The following is a 17,491-nucleotide window of genomic DNA, read 5'->3' on the forward strand; positions in this document are numbered from 1 at the left end:
CTCACTCTTTCATTTTAGGGTCAAAGGCATCACGTAATCCGTCAGCTAGTAAATTGAAGCCGATCATGATAACAGACAACGTTGCCGCAGGGATCCATAATAGATATGGCAGGTACAAGAAAGTTTTATAGCCATCACTCAGCATTGTTCCCAATGAAGCAGATGGTGGCGTTAGCCCCAAACCAATGAAACTTAAAAAGGCTTCAAAGAAAATTGCCGATGGAATACTAAACATCATTTGAATAATGATTACACTGGAAATGTTCGGTAAAATGTGTTTGAACGCAATTTTCAATTTCGATTCACCTAATGTCATCCCAGCTAACACATATTCTTGATCTTTCAGTTTCAGGGTTTGTGCTCGAACGATACGAGCCATCGGAATCCAGTTCGTGATCGCCATTGCTGCCACGATGGAAAAAATACCTGGTTCAAAAACAACCAACATTAAAATCATGACTACCAGATTAGGAATCCCAGATAAGATTTCTAAGAAACGTTGCATCCCGTTGTCGATTCGTCCGCCTAGCAGACCAGAAATCAGCCCATAAGCAACACCGATCGTAACATCTAATAATGCAGCAATAAAAGCGATCAGTAAGGAAATTCGTGTTCCCATGAATAGCCGACTTAATACATCACGTCCTAGACCATCCGTTCCTAAAAAGAAATTCACATTTGCTGGAACATTTGCTTGAGCATATTTATCGACTAACTCACCACCAACCATCGCTTTTCCATTCAATCCATCGATATTTAACCCTGGAATACGTGGGGGTAGATTAATGTAATCAATATTTTGTGCTGTTGGGTTGTGTGGCGAAACAAAGATCGTAACGATCGAGATCAAAATGATCATTGATAGTAAAATCATCGAAACGACTGCAGCTTTGTTTTTCTTTAAACGTCGCCAAGAATCTTGAATGAAATTTAGCGATGGAGCTGCAATTTGTTCTCGTTCTTCTTCAGTGTTTTTTTGTAGCGGAAGAAATTTATCTGCAGGAATATCTGCTATTGTTTCATAACGTTTTGGTATCAGTTCCATCTAGCTTCGACTCCCTTCTGAAACACGGATTCTTGGATCAACTAAACCATACAGCAGGTCAACGACTAAAATCACAAAGATCAACATAAATGAGTAAAGGATCGTTACTGCCATGATCGTTGGATAATCATTCGTCGTGATCGATTTAACAAATTGCTCACCAATACCAGGGATGGCAAAAATGTTTTCGACTACTAACGAACCAGTCATCAAAGCAACTGCTAACGGTCCTAACAATGTCATTAACGGGATCAAACTATTACGAAGACCATGTTTAAAGGCGATCTCCCAACGGCTTAATCCTTTAGCTCTCGCTAATTCCACATAATCGCTGTGTAATACTTCGACCATTTCTGTTCGGATAAAACGAGCTGAATCGGCTAAAGGTGACATAGCCAATGCAATGGTTGGAAGGATCGTATAAATGAAGCCGTCCCATTTAGCAATTGGCAGTACATGCAAGCGGATCGCAAAAATGTATTGCAATAAGACTGCAAAAACAAAGTTAGGGATCGAGCGCCCCAAAATAGCAACCAACGTGGAAGAAGTATCTGCCCAAGTGTTTTGCTTCATTGCTGAAATCGCTCCTAAGATCGTACCGATCACTGTTCCAAAGATAATCGCTTGTAGTCCTAGTTGTAATGAAGGACCTACTCTACCAGCTAATAAATGAGCAACAGGCTGATTTTTGAATTGGAAAGAGATACCAAAATCTCCTTGAAGTAAATTTGACAAGTAAATACCATATTGGACGATCACAGGTTTATCCAGTCCAACTTGTTGATTCAACATAGCGATCGTTTCAGGACTCAAGCGCTCTTGGTTGGTATAAGGTGTTCCTGGTAATAATTGCATTAAGAAGAACGTGATTGTGGCAATCAACCAAAGTGTAATGGCCATAAAGAAGACACGTTTCAATACATATTTTAGATAACTATTCACAAATGTTTCCCCCTAGCTTTTGACTTCTGACAAATGTTTCGCTACATTATTAATGAATGAACCAAAGATAAAGGAGCAAACTGATGAAAAAGAAGTCTCTTCCCTACCTGATTGCTGGTGTCTTGATTCTCCTGATTATTGTAAAAAATAGTTTGAATCATCAACTAACACTCACTCAATTATCAAATGATTTATTTTTATGTGCGATGCCGTTTTTGATTATCGGCGGATTTTTATGGGTTTTTTCCTCGGGTTTCTTTGATCATTTTCAACGATCGATCTATTTAGCCCGAACAAGAAACCGCAAGAAAAAACCAGAATTTTCTTCATTCTCGTCTGCCAGCTATGGTATGTATACCTTTTGGCTGATCATTGCCGGAATCTTGCTTGCTCTTTCTATCGTGCTGGTGATTTTTTCGTTTCTATGATACGTAACCTTTAAAAAGTGGAGAGAGATTAAGACAACTGCCTTAATCTCTAGTCCGCTTTTTTGTCTTAATGGTTGCCTATTCTTCTACATAAGTCCACTTGTAATCCCATGAAGCTCCTGCAGCGTGATGGACAATTCCTTTGATTTTTTCATTGACTAAGTGTCCTTCAGCTTTTTGGTAAACTGGGATCACACCCATATCATCTGCCATGATTTTAGTTGCTTCTTGTAGATCCGCCCAACGTGCTTGCTCATCGCCCGCATCTTTATTCCCTGAGTCAGCTACTACTTTGTCGTAGTCCGCATTACTCCATTGTCCACGATTATAAGAGTTACTTGCAACAAATAGGTCCGTAAAGCTGCTTGGATCAGCATAGTCCGCTGCCCAACCGCCTAATACAGTATCAAAATCACCTGAAGATGAACGGTCTAAACGAACAGAGAATGGGACTGGTGTTGGTTTAACTTTTACGCCATCTAAATTTTCTTGGATTGAGTTTTGGATATACTCGATCACTTTTTTCGATGCATCATCATCTGAAGCCATCAAATTGAATTCAAGAGAATCAATTCCAAGTTCTTTTTTCGCTTTTTCCCAATATTCTTTTGCTTTATCTTTATCGTAAGAAACAAGTTTGCCTGCTTCTTTCGCAAAATCTTCATTTGTTTCTGGATTTTTAGACATATCCGCTGGGATCAAGCCAGTCGACACAACCGAGCCATCTCCTAGAACTTGTTTCACTAACGCATCACGATTGATTGAGTATGAAATAGCTTTTCTTAAGTTGACATTTTTAAATGGTGAATCAGCTTCACGTTGGTTCAACTCAATATAGCTCGTGCGTGCTTCTTTGACTGACGTATATGCTGGATCATTCGCATTTTGTTGAGCGAGTTCCCCTGAAAGGATTACGTCATCTGCTTGACCGTCTTTAAAGAGATTCAACGCTGTAGAAGATTCTTTCACCACACTAACTTTGATTTCAGATAACTTCACTGCATCTTTATCCCAATAGTTATCATTTTTCTTGTATGACCATTCAGTGTCTGTCCCTGGACCGTCAAAATCTGTTAAAGTAAATGGTCCATTGTATACTGCTTTATCACTTGCTGAAGCATAAGCATTACCGTTTTCTTCCACTACTGATTGTTTTTGCGGGAAGAATGATGGGAAAGCAAGTAAATATTGGAAGTATGGCGTTTGTTTCGTCAATGTAATTTCTAATTCATGATCGCCTACTGCTTTGATTCCTAATTCTGATTTATCTTTTTTGCCTGCTGTGATTTCTTCTGCATTCGCTACTGGAGCAAAAAGATACGCATATTCAGAAGCTGTTGCAGTATCCACTGTACGTTGCCAACCATAAACATAATCAGCCGCAACTACTGGATCACCATTGGACCATTTAGCGTCTTCACGCAATTTGATCTTGTAAGTCAATCCATCTTCACTAACTTCTGCCAGTTCACTCGCTCCCGCTGGTTGTGGTTTACTATCCTTATCTAAGCGATAGATTCCCTCATACACATTATTTAATGCAGTGAAACTAATTGTATCCGTTGCTAAAGATAAATCTGCTGTTGGCATTTCTTGAGGTACGACTAAATTGAATACTCCGCCTCCATCTGTAGAGTTGCCACTCGCTGAATTACTACTTTTTGTATTTGCACTTCCGCCATAACAGCCTGCAAGTACCAGCCCACTCAAGGCTACAACACTAAATGCCCATTTCTTTTTCATTTCCCGTACCCCTTTGTCGAAATTTTCAGAATAATTATTTTTTTCTGAGTTGTTTAAGAGTTTAATGAATAATTATTAAAAAAGCAATACTTTTTTTTTCGGTTTTTTTTAAATAATGCCATTATAGTGAAATATTTATTGTTCTTTTCTGAAAATACACTTATTTATGAGGTTTTATTTCTATTAGATAAAAAAATAAAATAATTTTCATCAAAAAAAATAAATCGTAAAAACAGCTATAATGTTCGGATTTAGCTCATAAAAAGATTATAATTTTTTGTTCTAACAAAAAAACACTAATACTAGAGAACAAAATAGATCGTTCATTTCTCTACTATTAGTGCCTTAATTTATTCCGTTGGCTCCCTTTTGGCCACTCGTTTTGCTAACCAAATATCAGGCTGGTTCCACCCATTTGCATCTGGAATCACACCGATGATCTGATAGTCAAGTTTCTCATAAAATGTATAGGGATGATGATTGATATTTTTGATTTCTTGTAACTTTGAAAAGGTATCTTCAAATAAATCCGTTGCAACTAAATTGGTTTGTCCTTCAACATCATCTGTCCCTAGATAGATAACTAAGCCGCCATATGAAGCGACTTCTTTTTCTAGGTAGGAAACCAATCGTGTCCCGATTTGTTGTTTGCGATGTGCGCTTGCTACTACCAAAGGATGTAACTCCCACCCTGTTTGGCCATACTGAGGGATCGCTCCAACAAAGCCAACCAATTCCTCCCCTTCAATCGCCGATACAGCAATCCGTTCTGGAGCCATCAATTGTTCGACTTCTTTCATCGGCTCTTTCCCATACTCATCAGGCCAAGTCAATCTTAAAAGATCTGCAAGCTGATCTCGCAAAACAATATTCTCACGATCAAACTCACTGATAATCATCGCTATCCCTCCCTTTTCTGCCTATTTTAGCAGTATTAGAAAGAAAAAAGAAAAGTTTATGCTTAAGGTCGTGAAAGAAGCGGATAACTCCGAGCAAATAAGAGAGGATTTTTTTTAATAGCTTCTCATATTTTAAAAAATCATCGCTTATTGCTGAGGAGTTGCTTCTTGAACGCCGTGGGTAAGGTCGTGAAAGAAGTGGTAGCTCCGATGACAATAAGAAAGAATTTTTTGAAACAGCTGTGCTAACTGCCATGTCAAGAATAAATTGATGAAATATTATTTCTTATAAAAATCATTATTTTACTAATAGACTCCAATTGTTAACAAATAACTTTTTAATCCATGGCTAAATAAATAGTATTATTATTAGGATCAATAACACCCCTTTACAAACAATCATACAATGATTCACTATAACGAATGGGACAGCTTAGGAACATTGTTTCCATTCATCCCCTCACTTGCATAGAAAAAGGATTCAATGATTAAACGTATCAGAATTACTAAAGAATGGAGAAGTCTTATGAGGGGTCGGAAACTGTTTCTATTTTTATCATTGTCACTCATCTCAAGTCTTGCTGTCTTGAATGTGACGAAAAAATTTTCTATATGGATGATTCTGTTTGGTTCTCTCATGGATATTGTATGACATTGGGGTGAACCGCAAGAACAAACAGTAAATTGAGATTCTAAGAAAACTCAGCAAAAGACGACAAAGCCTTGTGCTTTGTCGTCTTTATTATTTCTTCTCCATGGATGCTGGACTGGATGTTAACTAATGCTATTTAGTCGTTGCTTTTTCTTTTTTCATTTGCTTACTCCGTAATTGACCACACGCAGCGTCGATATCCGTACCGTGTTCTTTACGGATCACGCAATTGATGCCATTCTTTTTCAATACATCATAAAATTTCAGCACATCTGCTTTAGGACTTCGAGAGTATTGGTCATGTTCACTGACTGGATTATAAGGGATCAAATTCACATACGTTAATTTCTTTTTGTCTTTTAGTAGATCCGCTAATTGTTGTGCATGCTCCGGACGATCATTGACTTGATTCAACATGATGTATTCAAACGTGATTCGTCGATTGGTTTTTTCAAGATATTCATCTACTGCAGCCATCAATTTCTCAATTGGGAAACTCCGATTGATCCGCATGATGGAGGTCCGAATCTCGTTATTTGGTGCATGTAATGAGATCGCTAAATTGACTTGCAACCCATTATCAGCAAATTCTTTGATCTTATTTGCCAAACCACTCGTTGAAACAGTAATGTGTCGTGCGCCAATTGCCAACCCTTTGGCATCATTGATGATGTGTAAGAAGTTCATGACATTATCATAATTGTCGAACGGTTCGCCAATGCCCATCACAACCACATGGGACACTCTTTCTCCTTCTTGTCGTTCATCAAAATAGTGTTGAACCATCATGATCTGTGCCACGATTTCTCCAGCTGTCAAATCTCGATTCTTTTTTAACAGCCCACTTGCACAGAAAGTACAACCAATATTACAGCCAACTTGTGTCGTCACACATACAGATAATCCATATTCTTGTCTCATCAAGACTGTTTCGATCATATTTTTATCTGGTAATTCAAATAGATATTTGACTGTGCCATCCGCTGCTTCTTGGACCACTATTTGTTTTAACGGATTGATCACAAACTGATCCGTTAACTTTGTTATCAAGTTTTTTGACAAGTTTGTCATTTCGGAGAAGTCTTTGACACGCTTTTGATAAAGCCATTCCCAAACTTGGGCAGCACGGAATTTTTTTTCACCGTTTTCTAAAAACCAATTGGTTAATTCGTCGATTGTTAAACCATAAATGGATTGTTTTTCCAAGATCGTTTCCCTCTTTTTTTCAAAGTATCGCTACATACTATAACTGATTCTACTAACTAATGCAACAGTTCACAAAACAAAGATACTAAATATTAGGCTGTTTATAGATTCTCCTCCTTTTTTAGCTATTAACTTTTTAGATTTTACGAATAAGTGATCAATCTCATCATAAAAACCGAAGGACACCCAAAATTACGTTTGGCGTTTCTTCGGTTTCATTGTTAGAACGGACAAGCACATACGTCCTTTTTCTATGTTTCGTGATCCGTTGGCATCATATCCATTGGTTCTTCGACTTGCTCAATGAAGACTTTTCTTGGCTTGCTTCCTTCTGAAGGTCCTACTACGCCATGCGCTTCTAATTCATCGACTAAGCGTGCTGCTCGATTATAACCAATTCTAAATCTTCTTTGCAATAATGAAATACTTGCTGTCTGCATTTCAATGACAAGTGCTTTAGCTTCTTCAAATAATTCATCTTGCGGTTGTTCTGCGGTACCGCCTGATTCTACTTCATCAGAAGGCATCATTTTTTCTTCATAATGTGCTTCTTGTTGATCGGTTACAAAGTTGACCACACGTTCTACTTCGTGATCAGAAATAAACGCACCTTGAACCCTTATCGGTTTGTTTTCACCCATTGGTAAGAAGAGCATATCGCCACGTCCGAGAAGCTTTTCCGCACCGTTGGAGTCAATGATCGTACGTGAGTCCGTCCCACTAGATACTGCAAATGCCATACGAGAAGGAACATTCGCTTTGATGATCCCTGTGATAACATCCACACTTGGACGTTGGGTCGCTAATATCATATGGATTCCCGCTGCCCGTGCCATTTGTGCCAAACGAATAATAGCATCTTCGACTTCATTGCTGGCAACCATCATCAAGTCAGCTAATTCATCCACAATCACCACGATAAATGGTAAGGTAGGATGTTTCGTTCCATTTTCCAAGTTTTTTTGTTGGACAAACTCATTATAACCAGTAATATTTCTAACACCAGTAGCAGCGAATTTTTCATAACGTTCTTCCATTTCTTGAACGACTTTCTGCAACGCTTGAGCTGCTTTTCTCGGGTTAGTCACAACTGGCGTCAAAAGATGAGGAATCCCATTGTACATGTTCAATTCCACCATTTTGGGATCGATCATCATCAATTTGACTTCATGGGGTTTTGCTCGCATCAAAATGCTGGTAATAATCCCATTGATAGCTACCGATTTCCCACTACCTGTCGATCCGGCTACTAATAAGTGAGGCATTTTAGAAAGGTCTGCGGTTTGGACTCGCCCAGAAACATCTCTTCCTAATGGTACTTCTAACAGCTTATCTGGATGATTGGGTTGTGCTTCGATGATGTCTCTAAATGACACCATGCTGATCTTGCTATTCGGTACTTCAATTCCGATCAATGATTTACCTGGGATTGGTGCTTCCATCCGAACATCTTTAGCCGCTAATGCTAAGGCAATGTCATCCGTTAAACTGACGATTTTACTTACTTTGACACCCACTGCTGGTTGGACTTCAAATTTTGTCACAGAGGGTCCTAAACTTGCTTTGACGACTTTCGCATCTACGCCAAAACTTTGAAAAGTTTGTTCCAAGACTCCGATATTTTTCTCGATTTTTTTATACTCGTCACTTTGATCCGTTGTTTTTACTGAATCAAGTAAATCGATTGACGGTAATTCATAATCTTGATTTTCCTGCTCTGCTTCGATTTCAAATTCTAGCGCTGTCCCATCATCTTCTAAGCTTTCAGCTTCTAACGGTTCAGGTGCAGTAGGCGTTGCGACCGTTGGCTCTGCTTTTGGCATATCCATTGTCGCAGATGGGACAGTTCCTTGAAAACTATCGATTGGTACAAAACTGAGTTGTTCGGGTTCATCCTCTGCTATTTTTTCATAAGAAGGCGCAGATTTTGCTTGTTGTTCAGCGGAACGACGTTTTTCTAGCTCAGCAATCTCAGCTTCTGCCGCTTCTTTTGCTGCTAATTTTTTCTCTTCTCGTGCTTTCGCTCGTTGCTTTTGCCGTTCTTCTTTCGCCGCTTGTTTCTTCGCTTGCTTTGCAGGATCTCCTTCCAGCAGTTCTTGCATTCGTTCTCCCATCACTTGCAAGCCGTTGACTAATTGATAGCCTTCGATATTACTAAATAAAACTGCACCACTTATTAATAATAAAATGGCAACAAAGTAACTACCCGGTTGAGCAATCAAGAAATACGTAAAATTATAGAGTGCTGCACCAACCATCCCACCACCAACATTACTGCTGACTCGAGCATGCTGGATGTCACTTGCTAACAGATCCCAAGTGGTTCCTAGAATGTTTGGTTCGCCACTATGGAGTTTTCCGAATAGATGAGCATGTAAAAAGAGAAGAATTCCTAAGTAAAAAAGAATGCCTCCAAACCACCGACGGCTTTTTCCGATTTTAAAATCGGTATTTTTTACAACGACCCAAAAACCTAAAATAGCTAATAATATACAGAGAAGCTGATAAGTGTTCCCTGCAATGATCCGAAAACCATTTGCCACTAAAATACCTAAAAAACCTAGTTTTAAAAAGCCAAATACGGCAAATGAGATCAATGCAAATCCAATACTGATCGCAAGAAGTTGTTCCTGCTGCTGTTGTTGCTTTTTCGTCTTTTTCTTTTTCTTTGCAGGACGTTTTTTCTTTGCCATTTTTATCCCTCATTTCATCAAGTTCCATTATACAAAAAAAAGCGAGGGAACAAAAGTTTTGTTTCTAAGTTTAAAGTTTTTCTTTTCGAACACTGTATTTATGCCAAATACTTTAAGAAACTTTTTCAAGTAACCAATGGCTAGATCCTGCAACCCTATCGAGAAACTATTATAAAAAAACCGAAATTCCACAAAAATCAAGAAAGTTTTTGGGAATTTTGGTTCATTCAGTTCATTAAATGAAGCTGGAAAATTTTATCCTCACTGCTTCTATTTTTAGAAAAAAGCGATCACGCTTTATTCCCCTGCACTTCTACTATCAAAAAGGTCAGATCGTTGAGCCATTTTCTTTGATCACTTGTTGGTACCAATAATAACTATCTTTCTTGTAGCGATCCAATGATCCTGCTTGAGTTTCATCTTGATCGACATAAACAAATCCATAACGTTTTTGGTAGCCATTCAACCAACTTAATAGATCAGTGTAAGACCAAGTACAATAGCCAAGGACTTCAGCACCATCTGAGATCGCTTCTTTAATCGCTTTGACATGACTTGAAAGGTAAGCGATACGATAATCATCGTGAATCTTTTTGTCCTCTGTCAATTCATCGTATTCCCCTAACCCATTTTCAGTAATCAATACAGGCATTCGGTAGCGACTCGTAATCCGTCTTAAAGCGATTCTCAATCCTTCTGGGTCGATCTCCCAATCCCAATTCGTACGTTCAACGAAAGGATTGTCGACTTTTTTGTACATTCCTGGGACGCCTGTTTCTTCAGAAGATCCTTTTTTCCCAGTTGTATTCATTTTGCCAGCTCCTACACCATCCAACGGATTAAAGGCGTTAGTCGCTGTTTGATAATAGTTGATTCCCAAGAAGTCTGGTTTAGCCGATTCAAGTAGTTCTGCGTCTCCTTCAACCATTTCAGGTGCCCAGCCACGTTCTTCTAAAAATTTCATAGCGGCGATCGGATACTTGCCCCACATGTAGACATCCATCCAGTAATGAGCCATCAAATCTTCCGCATTTTCTGCAGCTAAAATATTTTTAGGATCACTGTTGATCGAATAATTAGGTGTGTAAGCAAAACTTGGACCGATTTTACCTGGCATCGCTAATTCATGAAACTTATTGATCACTGCTGCATTTGCTAAGTTAGCAATATGGTTCACCTGATACATCCGTTTCGGATCAGTAACACCTGGTGGATGAGCAGCTAATAAATAGCCTAGTGAAGTAAAAATATTTTGTTCATTCAAGCTGATCCAATAATGGACTTTTCCTCGAAAAGCATTAAATAATGTTTCAGCGTAATTAGTGAAATCTTCAATGATTTGGCGTGATTCCCAACCTGCATACTCATCTTGCAAGGCTTGCGGAAGATCCCAATGATACAATGTCAACATTGGTTCAATCCCGTTTTCAATCAACTCATCAATCAGCTCTTCATAAAAAGCTAACCCTGCTTGATTGATCTCCCCACGACCATTAGGAAAAATGCGAGTCCAAGCGACTGAAAAACGATAAGCTTTCAATCCTTGTTCTTTCATTAAAGCAATATCTTCTTTAAAGCGATGATAGTGATCAGCCGCTAGATCACCGTTTGTTCCTTTAAAAGTTTTACCTGGAATACGGACAAAACGATCCCAGACCGATTCTCCTTTGCCGTCTTCTTGCCAGGCTCCTTCAACTTGATAAGCCGCTGAGGCTGATCCCCAAAGAAAGTCTTGGGGAAATTCAGTTAATTTTTGGTGTTCCATCAATCTCTTCCTTTCTTGCTTCAATCCTTACTAAAAAAGAATAACACGAAACCCCTTTCAATACAAAAGGAGAAATCAATCGTTGAACAATTTTATGATCATTGGAATTTTTTAGACAAAAAATAAGCAAGATTTTTTTAAATATGTGTGTCAAAAAATTCTTGCTTATTTACTTGGTGCAGGTTGCTTTCATAGGTTTCATTGTGTGAACTGAGAGGCGCTCAAGTTACCACGCTTCTTTTTAAGACACTCAATGATGTTAGCGTTACCTGCTTACTTCTGAACGGGTGTCACGTCTTCACCGAACCATTTGTCTGAGATTTGTTGGAATTCACCTGTTTTTTCTAATTCCACAATCCCTTCATTGATTTTCTTCACTAATTCCTTGTCTTTTTTTCGGGCACCTACAACAAAATCTTCGCTTTGATAATCCCCTTTGATCATATTAAACTGATCCAATTCATTTTTTTGCTTCAAGTAATAACTAGCATATACTTTATCCATCAATAACCCATCGATCCGACCACTCTTCAAGTCGATCAAGGCTTCATTAAAGCTATCATATAAAACAGCATCCTGATTTTTTACAATATCTTTTAATATCTTGGGTTGTTTGATAAAGGCATCATAACCAGAAGAACCATTTTGAGCTCCTAGGATTTTGTCCTTCATTTGAGCAAAGCTGGTGATCCCTGATTTTTTCGTAGTGATCAGGACTTGTTCGTTTTGCATATAAGGTTTTGAAAATCGGACTTTTTTTGCTCTTTCAGCTGTTTTAGTATACCCATTCCAAATGAGATCAATCGTCCCATTATTCAATTCAAACTCTTTCATAGACCAGTCAATGGGTTGGAAAACGACTTTGATGTCATATTCTCTAAAGACTGCTCTAGCAAGGTCAATGTCAAAACCCGTTAGTTTCCCTTCTTTCTCACGAAACCCCATCGGTACAAAGGTGTCATCTAACCCAATAATGATCTTTTTTTCTGTTTGAATCGTTGACCAATTGTCTTTATCTGTCTTTTCATTCCTACAACCAGAAAGAAAGACGATCCCTGCAACTATCGTAAGTAGCAAACTGATTTTTTTCATCAAGCGTCCCTCCTTCTTACTTGTTTGGGATGACCTTCACGAGCTGATCTCCCACATTTTCCGCAAACACTAAATCATGGGTCACGATGATTTGTGTCACACCTTCTGCCTTCAATGAGACGATCAAGTTTTCTACTTGTTGTCGTAGCTCAGGATCTAAGGCGCTTGTCGGTTCATCATAAGCAAGAACTCGAGGATTCATTGCCAAGGCACGTGCGATCGCTACCCGTTGTTTTTGACCGCCAGATAATTGATAAGGATAGTTGTTGAGTAAATCACTGATCCCAAGTGAATCGGCTAATTCCTCTGCTTTTTTCGTATACATTTCTTTCGATTGCTTCAACACCATTTTAGGTGCTAAAGTGATATTGTCAAAAATACTTAAGTGTGGAAACAGTTGAAAATCTTGGAAAACAACTCCTACGACTTGTTCTTTCGTTTTCAATTCAAATGGGTCAAAGGCTACGCCATCCAGATAAAATTCCCCACTGTCTGCTTTTTCCAATCCTGCTAAGATTCTCAAAAGTGTCGTTTTCCCCCCACCAGAAGGACCGACGATTGCCAAGGTTTGACCATCTGGAATGATTAGATCTAATGCGTTGATTACTTTCTTTTCTCCAAATGCTTTACTTACTTTCTTTAATTCAATCATGTCCATTCCTCCTAGCGATAATAGTTTAATTTTCCTTCTACTTGTTTCATGATGAGTGTTAAGATACCAGTTAGTGCCAGGTAGATGAAAGCCACACCTAGCAATGGTAGCAATGTTGCATCACGTTCCATCGCAATCTTCCCTGCTCGCATAACGTCTCCTAGTCCTAAGATATAGATCAAAGAAGAGTCTTTCACTAAGTTGATCACTTCGTTCCCAACTGACGGTAAAACGATTTTTGTCACTTGTGGGATAATGATTTTTGTGACGGTTTGAAAAGGACTCAATTGTAACACTTGCGCAGCCTCGTATTGTCCTTGGGTAATCGATTGAATCCCCCCACGAAAAATCTCAGCAAAATAAGCGGCATAATTTAAAACGAAAGCCAATAATGCTGCTTCAAAACGGTCAAAGACGATCCCGATCGTTGGCACCCCATAAAATACAAAAATCAATTGTAGTAATAACGGTGTACCACGCATGATCCAGACATAGGTCTGCAAGATATAACGAATCGGTTTAAAATGTAAAGACAACCCTAATGCTAAAATGATCCCTAATGGCAATGAACCAATCAAGGTAAAAATAAATAATTTCAACGTTGTAAGAGCCCCTACTAATAGTTGTGGCATGACTTCCAGCAAATAATTCATTTCTTTCTTCCTCCTTTTAAATAAAAAAATCCCCTTGACTCTCGTCAAGAGGACGCATCACACGTGTTCCCACCTCTGTTTGTTTCTTTTTCACAAAAGAAACCTCACGCAGTCATTCCAGAAATGAGGTAAAACAAAAGTAATTGCTGTTGGACATTTACTTCACACGAAAATAAAAAAACGTCCTTTGGTCAAATAAATGACCAAAGGACGTAAATTACGTGGTTCCACCTTTTTTTGTTAGTCCCTCACGGAAACTAACCTTATCTGGTCATCAAACAATGACCGCAGCTGTAACGGGCTTCCCGGGTTTTCCTACTGTGTTTCAGAAAATCGACTCCAAGATGTGTTTCACCATTAACTGCTATCTCTTTCCACCTGCCAGAGACTCTCTTCAAACATTTAATCGTTACTCTTCTTTTCGATGTCGTTGATTTTAACTTACGTGTAATTTACACGATTATTTTTCTTTTGTCAATTATTTTTTTATAATGAATGAAAGAAAAAGAAAGGAAGCGATCAATCGATGGTTTTTGCTACTGAAAAAGAAGCCTATCAATTGCTTGATTTACTAAACATTCCCTATCAAAAGGTGGATCATCCACCGATTACTTCTGTCAAAAATCTGCCATTTACACTACCAGGACCTCAAGTGAAGAATCTCGTGTTAAAAGCAAAAAAAGGAAAACAAATTTATCTTGTTATCTTACCTGATGAGAAACAAGCAAATTTGAAACAACTTGCAGAACAGCTGAATGAGAAGCGTTTGTCTTTTCTTTCAGAAGAACAGCTCCTTGATTTATTAGGGGTAGCTCCTGGTACTGTTACACCTTTTGCATTGATGCATGATCAAGAAAAAGCAATTCAAGTAGTAATTGACTCAGCCATTGATCAAACCTCTACGGTGGGATTTCATCCAAATGTCAACACAACAACATTGATCTTATCATTTTTAGATTTCATCAAGATTTTAGAATATCTTGAACATCCACCTATCTACGAAGATTTATAGAACGGCTATTTTTGAGACTAGGACAAAACTTGTCTCAACCTTATTTGATAAAAAGCCCAAACATTCAAAAAATGAGGTTCCTCCTAGAGATTGTACGTAAAAACAACAAATTCTAGGGGGAACCTCATGACTTATGTCTCAGACTATGCTTCTTTCACATTCTATACCACGGTACATAAACAGCAATTTCTTGAAATTAATCACCATTTTTTAACATGCAATAGGGTCTCGAAAACGATTGCTGATTTTCAACGAACGACACGCTATCTCTTCATTGCAGCTTTTAAAGCTGCAGCAAGTGGGCTTTCTTCCGGTTCTTCTGCTTGCGTGTACTTTTTCAATAAACGACGTTCTTCGTGCTTCGTCATTTTTTTCTTTTGTTCTTTTTTATCTAACATTTTTTCGGTCGTCCCATCATATTTACAACGGAAATAAGCGCCATTTTTGCCTTCAATGATCTCCATTTTCCGATGACATTGTGGACAACGGTGGTTCGAGACTTTTGGATCTTTTCTTCTACGGTAATGACAATCTTGATTCGTGCAGACATAGATTTTACCATCTCGAGTATTTTTTTCTCTAAGATTGGAACCACAGTCTGGACATTTTTTCTGGGTAATCGAGAAATCTTGGTAAGATTGTTTGCTTGTTTTGATTTCTTGTACCAATCGTTTCGTTTCTTTTTCAATGCCCCTTAAGAATTGGCTGGCTTGTTTTTGACCTGCGGCAATTGCTTCTAAATCTTTCTCCCAGCTTTCTGTTAAATCAGGGGTCACTAAGGAAGGATTAACTAATTCCAATAATTGCTTTCCTTTTGGTGAGGCTTGCAAGCCTTGCGGTGTTCGTTCCATCAATTCCGATTTGATCAACTTTTCAATGATTTCGGCGCGAGTTGCCGGCGTTCCTAAACTATGTTTTTCCATAAGTCCTAGTAAACTCGCCTCTGTCAAAGGCTTAGGCGGTGCCGATAGTTCTTTCTTGATCGTAAATTCTGGTTGGATACGCATTCCCTCAACCCAGTCCACTTCATTGCTGTCCTTTTGACTGACATCTTTCCATCCAGCTTGAAGGACTTGATTTTGATGGAATACAAATTGTTCTTTGCCAAATGTCACAGTCACTTTTGTTTGACTGATTTTGTGTGGCTCAGCGAATAATCCTAAGAATCGAGTAACAATCATCTGATAGATTTTTTGTTCTTCGTTGCTAAGTTTCTCATAGCGTGGACGATTTTCAGTTGGTAATAACGCGTGGTGATCAGTGACTTTACTGTCTTGGAAGACTTTTGTTTGTCGAACAACTGCCCCATTTTTCAAATACTGTTTCACTTCTGGTGAAAAATCGCTGACCGCCTGTAAACGTTCTTTCATCGTACTTTTCATATCACTCGTCAGATATTTACTATCTGTACGAGGGTACGTCACGATTTTATGCGTTTCATATAAACTTTGGACCAGTCCTAAAGTTTTTTTAGCAGAGTAGCCATAACGTTGGTTTGCTTCTCGCTGGATCTCCGTTAGGTCATAAGGCAATGGCGCCGGCTCCACTTTTACTTTTTCTTGGATGGCTGTCACAGTCCCTTTATTTTTAGCTAACTCTTTCACTAACGATTGAGCTTCTTCATGGGATTTCAATGCGAATTGATTTTTTTGAACCATCTTTGCTTGTTGTTTTTGCACATCTAATAAAATTGAAAAATAGGTTTGTGGTCTAAATGTTTCAATTTTTCGTTCTTGTGTTCTAACCAAGGCGAGTGTCGGTGTTTGAACTCGACCAGCAGATAGATTATCTTGATATTTCACAGTCAGTGCCCGTGTTACGTTCAAGCCTACTAACCAGTCAGCTTTTGCCCTAGCTAGCGCCGAATAGTAAAGTGCATCATAGTCTTTTGCGGGCTTCAATTGTTTGAATCCTGTCTTGATTGCTTTATCTGTTTGGGAAGAAATCCAAAGACGTTTCACTGGTTTATTGAAGCGGACATATTCCAAGATCCACCGAGCAACCAATTCCCCTTCTCTTCCGGCATCCGTAGCAATTACAGCCTCCGACACGTCTTTACGTTGCGCCAATTGCTTGATTGTTTTTAATTGATGATCTGTTTTAGGCAGTGGTTTGATTCCTAAATTTTTAGGAATCATCGGCAATGTTTCCATTTGCCAACTTTGCCATTCTTTATTGAGGTCTTCAGGCATTTTTAGCCCTAACAAATGACCAAGGGCCCAAGTAACGATCACCTTGGGTCCTTCGTAATAATTTTTGTGTTTTTGATTAGCACCAAGCACCTTGCTTAGGTCTTTCGCAACGCTTGGTTTTTCCGCTAGAATTAGTTGTTTCATAAAATTCCTTTCTGCTTTCTAAAGTGATTGGCTGATGATTTTTCAATAAGGCTAACCCTTTATATTGTTGAAGATCATCATCACATTCTTCACACCAGCGCTCGTCTCCGTCATTCCAGAAGGCACTTAGAAAGTTGCTTTTTGCATGGATATATTCGTATTTATTTTTGATTGCAAGCCATTTTTGTTCATAATTCACCTGTGCTTCTTCAAAAGAATCAAATGTTTCTTCTATTTCGATATCCTCTTCCCAATTCTCAAAGAACCACCAAGGCTCATTATCTCCGAACATTGTCACTACTTGATACATACTCGTGCTCCTTCTCTACGATTTTACTAGACTCATCTTAGACACTTTTCAAGAAAGTTGCAA

14 protein-coding genes and 1 other annotated feature are annotated in these 17,491 nt (G+C 38.6%); of the genes, 2 read left to right on the forward strand and 12 right to left on the reverse strand.

Features of this window, described 5'->3' with window-relative positions; genetic code table 11:
- Nucleotide 1: 1 nt before the first annotated feature.
- Nucleotides 2-1,045, reverse strand: a complete 1,044-nt coding sequence (locus tag AB3I12_RS11355; RefSeq protein ID WP_063627497.1) for an ABC transporter permease — start codon at nt 1,043-1,045, stop codon at nt 2-4.
- Nucleotides 1,046-1,987 carry an oligopeptide ABC transporter permease gene (opp3b, locus tag AB3I12_RS11360; RefSeq protein ID WP_063627498.1) on the reverse strand — a complete coding sequence of 314 codons (942 nt, stop codon included), beginning with the start codon at nt 1,985-1,987 and terminating at the stop codon, nt 1,046-1,048.
- Between the two features lie 83 nt (nt 1,988-2,070).
- Between opp3b and AB3I12_RS11365 the strand changes: the two genes are divergently transcribed.
- The gene (locus AB3I12_RS11365) at nt 2,071-2,415 is read left to right on the forward strand and encodes a DUF3899 domain-containing protein (protein WP_063627499.1); all 345 of its coding nucleotides are present in this window, start codon (nt 2,071-2,073) and stop codon (nt 2,413-2,415) included.
- A gap of 78 nt (nt 2,416-2,493) precedes the next feature.
- On the opposite strand, the gene AB3I12_RS11370 is transcribed toward AB3I12_RS11365, so the two are convergent.
- From AB3I12_RS11370 to AB3I12_RS11405, 8 genes are all read right to left on the reverse strand, one after another.
- Nucleotides 2,494-4,158 (reverse strand): peptide ABC transporter substrate-binding protein, encoded by a 1,665-nt coding sequence (locus tag AB3I12_RS11370; RefSeq protein WP_063627500.1) that lies wholly within the window; start codon nt 4,156-4,158, stop codon nt 2,494-2,496.
- Between the two features lie 350 nt (nt 4,159-4,508).
- On the reverse strand, nt 4,509-5,057 hold the full coding sequence (gene aac(6'), locus AB3I12_RS11375) for an aminoglycoside N-acetyltransferase AAC(6')-Ii (protein WP_063627501.1): 549 nt from the start codon (nt 5,055-5,057) through the stop codon (nt 4,509-4,511).
- Between the two features lie 784 nt (nt 5,058-5,841).
- Entirely contained in the window at nt 5,842-6,915 is a 1,074-nt protein-coding gene (gene rlmN, locus AB3I12_RS11380) for a 23S rRNA (adenine(2503)-C(2))-methyltransferase RlmN (RefSeq protein ID WP_063627502.1), read from the reverse strand.
- A gap of 251 nt (nt 6,916-7,166) precedes the next feature.
- Entirely contained in the window at nt 7,167-9,608 is a 2,442-nt protein-coding gene (locus tag AB3I12_RS11385) for a DNA translocase FtsK (protein WP_063627503.1), read from the reverse strand.
- A gap of 328 nt (nt 9,609-9,936) precedes the next feature.
- A complete protein-coding gene (locus AB3I12_RS11390) occupies nt 9,937-11,373 on the reverse strand; it encodes a glycoside hydrolase family 1 protein (RefSeq protein WP_063627504.1) in 1,437 nt (478 codons plus the stop codon).
- A 273-nt stretch (nt 11,374-11,646) separates the two neighbouring features.
- Entirely contained in the window at nt 11,647-12,465 is an 819-nt protein-coding gene (locus tag AB3I12_RS11395; RefSeq protein ID WP_063627505.1) for an amino acid ABC transporter substrate-binding protein, read from the reverse strand.
- A 16-nt stretch (nt 12,466-12,481) separates the two neighbouring features.
- Nucleotides 12,482-13,117: an amino acid ABC transporter ATP-binding protein gene (locus tag AB3I12_RS11400; protein ID WP_063627506.1), complete on the reverse strand. Its 636-nt coding sequence runs from the start codon at nt 13,115-13,117 to the stop codon at nt 12,482-12,484.
- A gap of 11 nt (nt 13,118-13,128) precedes the next feature.
- Nucleotides 13,129-13,770: an amino acid ABC transporter permease gene (locus AB3I12_RS11405; RefSeq protein ID WP_063627507.1), complete on the reverse strand. Its 642-nt coding sequence runs from the start codon at nt 13,768-13,770 to the stop codon at nt 13,129-13,131.
- A gap of 203 nt (nt 13,771-13,973) precedes the next feature.
- Nucleotides 13,974-14,204: a binding site (T-box leader), on the reverse strand.
- Nucleotides 14,205-14,296: 92 nt separating this feature from the next.
- Here AB3I12_RS11405 and AB3I12_RS11410 point away from each other — a divergent pair.
- Nucleotides 14,297-14,782 carry a prolyl-tRNA synthetase associated domain-containing protein gene (locus AB3I12_RS11410; protein ID WP_063627508.1) on the forward strand — a complete coding sequence of 162 codons (486 nt, stop codon included), beginning with the start codon at nt 14,297-14,299 and terminating at the stop codon, nt 14,780-14,782.
- A 263-nt stretch (nt 14,783-15,045) separates the two neighbouring features.
- Here AB3I12_RS11410 and AB3I12_RS11415 read toward each other — a convergent pair whose 3' ends face one another.
- Together AB3I12_RS11415 and AB3I12_RS11420 are read right to left on the reverse strand one after the other, a co-directional pair.
- Nucleotides 15,046-17,118 carry a DNA topoisomerase III gene (locus AB3I12_RS11415; RefSeq protein WP_081248841.1) on the reverse strand — a complete coding sequence of 691 codons (2,073 nt, stop codon included), beginning with the start codon at nt 17,116-17,118 and terminating at the stop codon, nt 15,046-15,048.
- Nucleotides 17,051-17,428 (reverse strand): DUF1033 family protein, encoded by a 378-nt coding sequence (locus AB3I12_RS11420; RefSeq protein WP_063627510.1) that lies wholly within the window; start codon nt 17,426-17,428, stop codon nt 17,051-17,053. Before AB3I12_RS11420 ends, AB3I12_RS11415 begins: the two co-directional genes overlap by 68 nt.
- Nucleotides 17,429-17,491 lie beyond the last annotated feature (63 nt).

It is taken from the genome of Enterococcus sp. C65 (assembly GCF_040887165.1).
Taxonomy (GTDB): domain Bacteria; phylum Bacillota; class Bacilli; order Lactobacillales; family Enterococcaceae; genus Enterococcus_B; species Enterococcus_B hirae.

What these genes read in the sequence shown, in the direction of transcription:
- AB3I12_RS11355 (WP_063627497.1), bottom strand. Translation starts at nt 1,045, where the DNA reads ATGGAACTGATACCAAAACGTTATGAAACAATAGCAGATATTCCTGCA.
- AB3I12_RS11365 (WP_063627499.1), top strand. Translation starts at nt 2,071, where the DNA reads ATGAAAAAGAAGTCTCTTCCCTACCTGATTGCTGGTGTCTTGATTCTC.
- AB3I12_RS11370 (WP_063627500.1), bottom strand. Translation starts at nt 4,158, where the DNA reads ATGAAAAAGAAATGGGCATTTAGTGTTGTAGCCTTGAGTGGGCTGGTA.
- AB3I12_RS11385 (WP_063627503.1), bottom strand. Translation starts at nt 9,608, where the DNA reads ATGGCAAAGAAAAAACGTCCTGCAAAGAAAAAGAAAAAGACGAAAAAG.
- AB3I12_RS11390 (WP_063627504.1), bottom strand. Translation starts at nt 11,373, where the DNA reads ATGGAACACCAAAAATTAACTGAATTTCCCCAAGACTTTCTTTGGGGA.
- AB3I12_RS11395 (WP_063627505.1), bottom strand. Translation starts at nt 12,465, where the DNA reads ATGAAAAAAATCAGTTTGCTACTTACGATAGTTGCAGGGATCGTCTTT.
- AB3I12_RS11400 (WP_063627506.1), bottom strand. Translation starts at nt 13,117, where the DNA reads ATGATTGAATTAAAGAAAGTAAGTAAAGCATTTGGAGAAAAGAAAGTA.
- AB3I12_RS11405 (WP_063627507.1), bottom strand. Translation starts at nt 13,770, where the DNA reads ATGAATTATTTGCTGGAAGTCATGCCACAACTATTAGTAGGGGCTCTT.
- AB3I12_RS11410 (WP_063627508.1), top strand. Translation starts at nt 14,297, where the DNA reads ATGGTTTTTGCTACTGAAAAAGAAGCCTATCAATTGCTTGATTTACTA.
- AB3I12_RS11415 (WP_081248841.1), bottom strand. Translation starts at nt 17,118, where the DNA reads ATGAAACAACTAATTCTAGCGGAAAAACCAAGCGTTGCGAAAGACCTA.
- AB3I12_RS11420 (WP_063627510.1), bottom strand. Translation starts at nt 17,428, where the DNA reads ATGTATCAAGTAGTGACAATGTTCGGAGATAATGAGCCTTGGTGGTTC.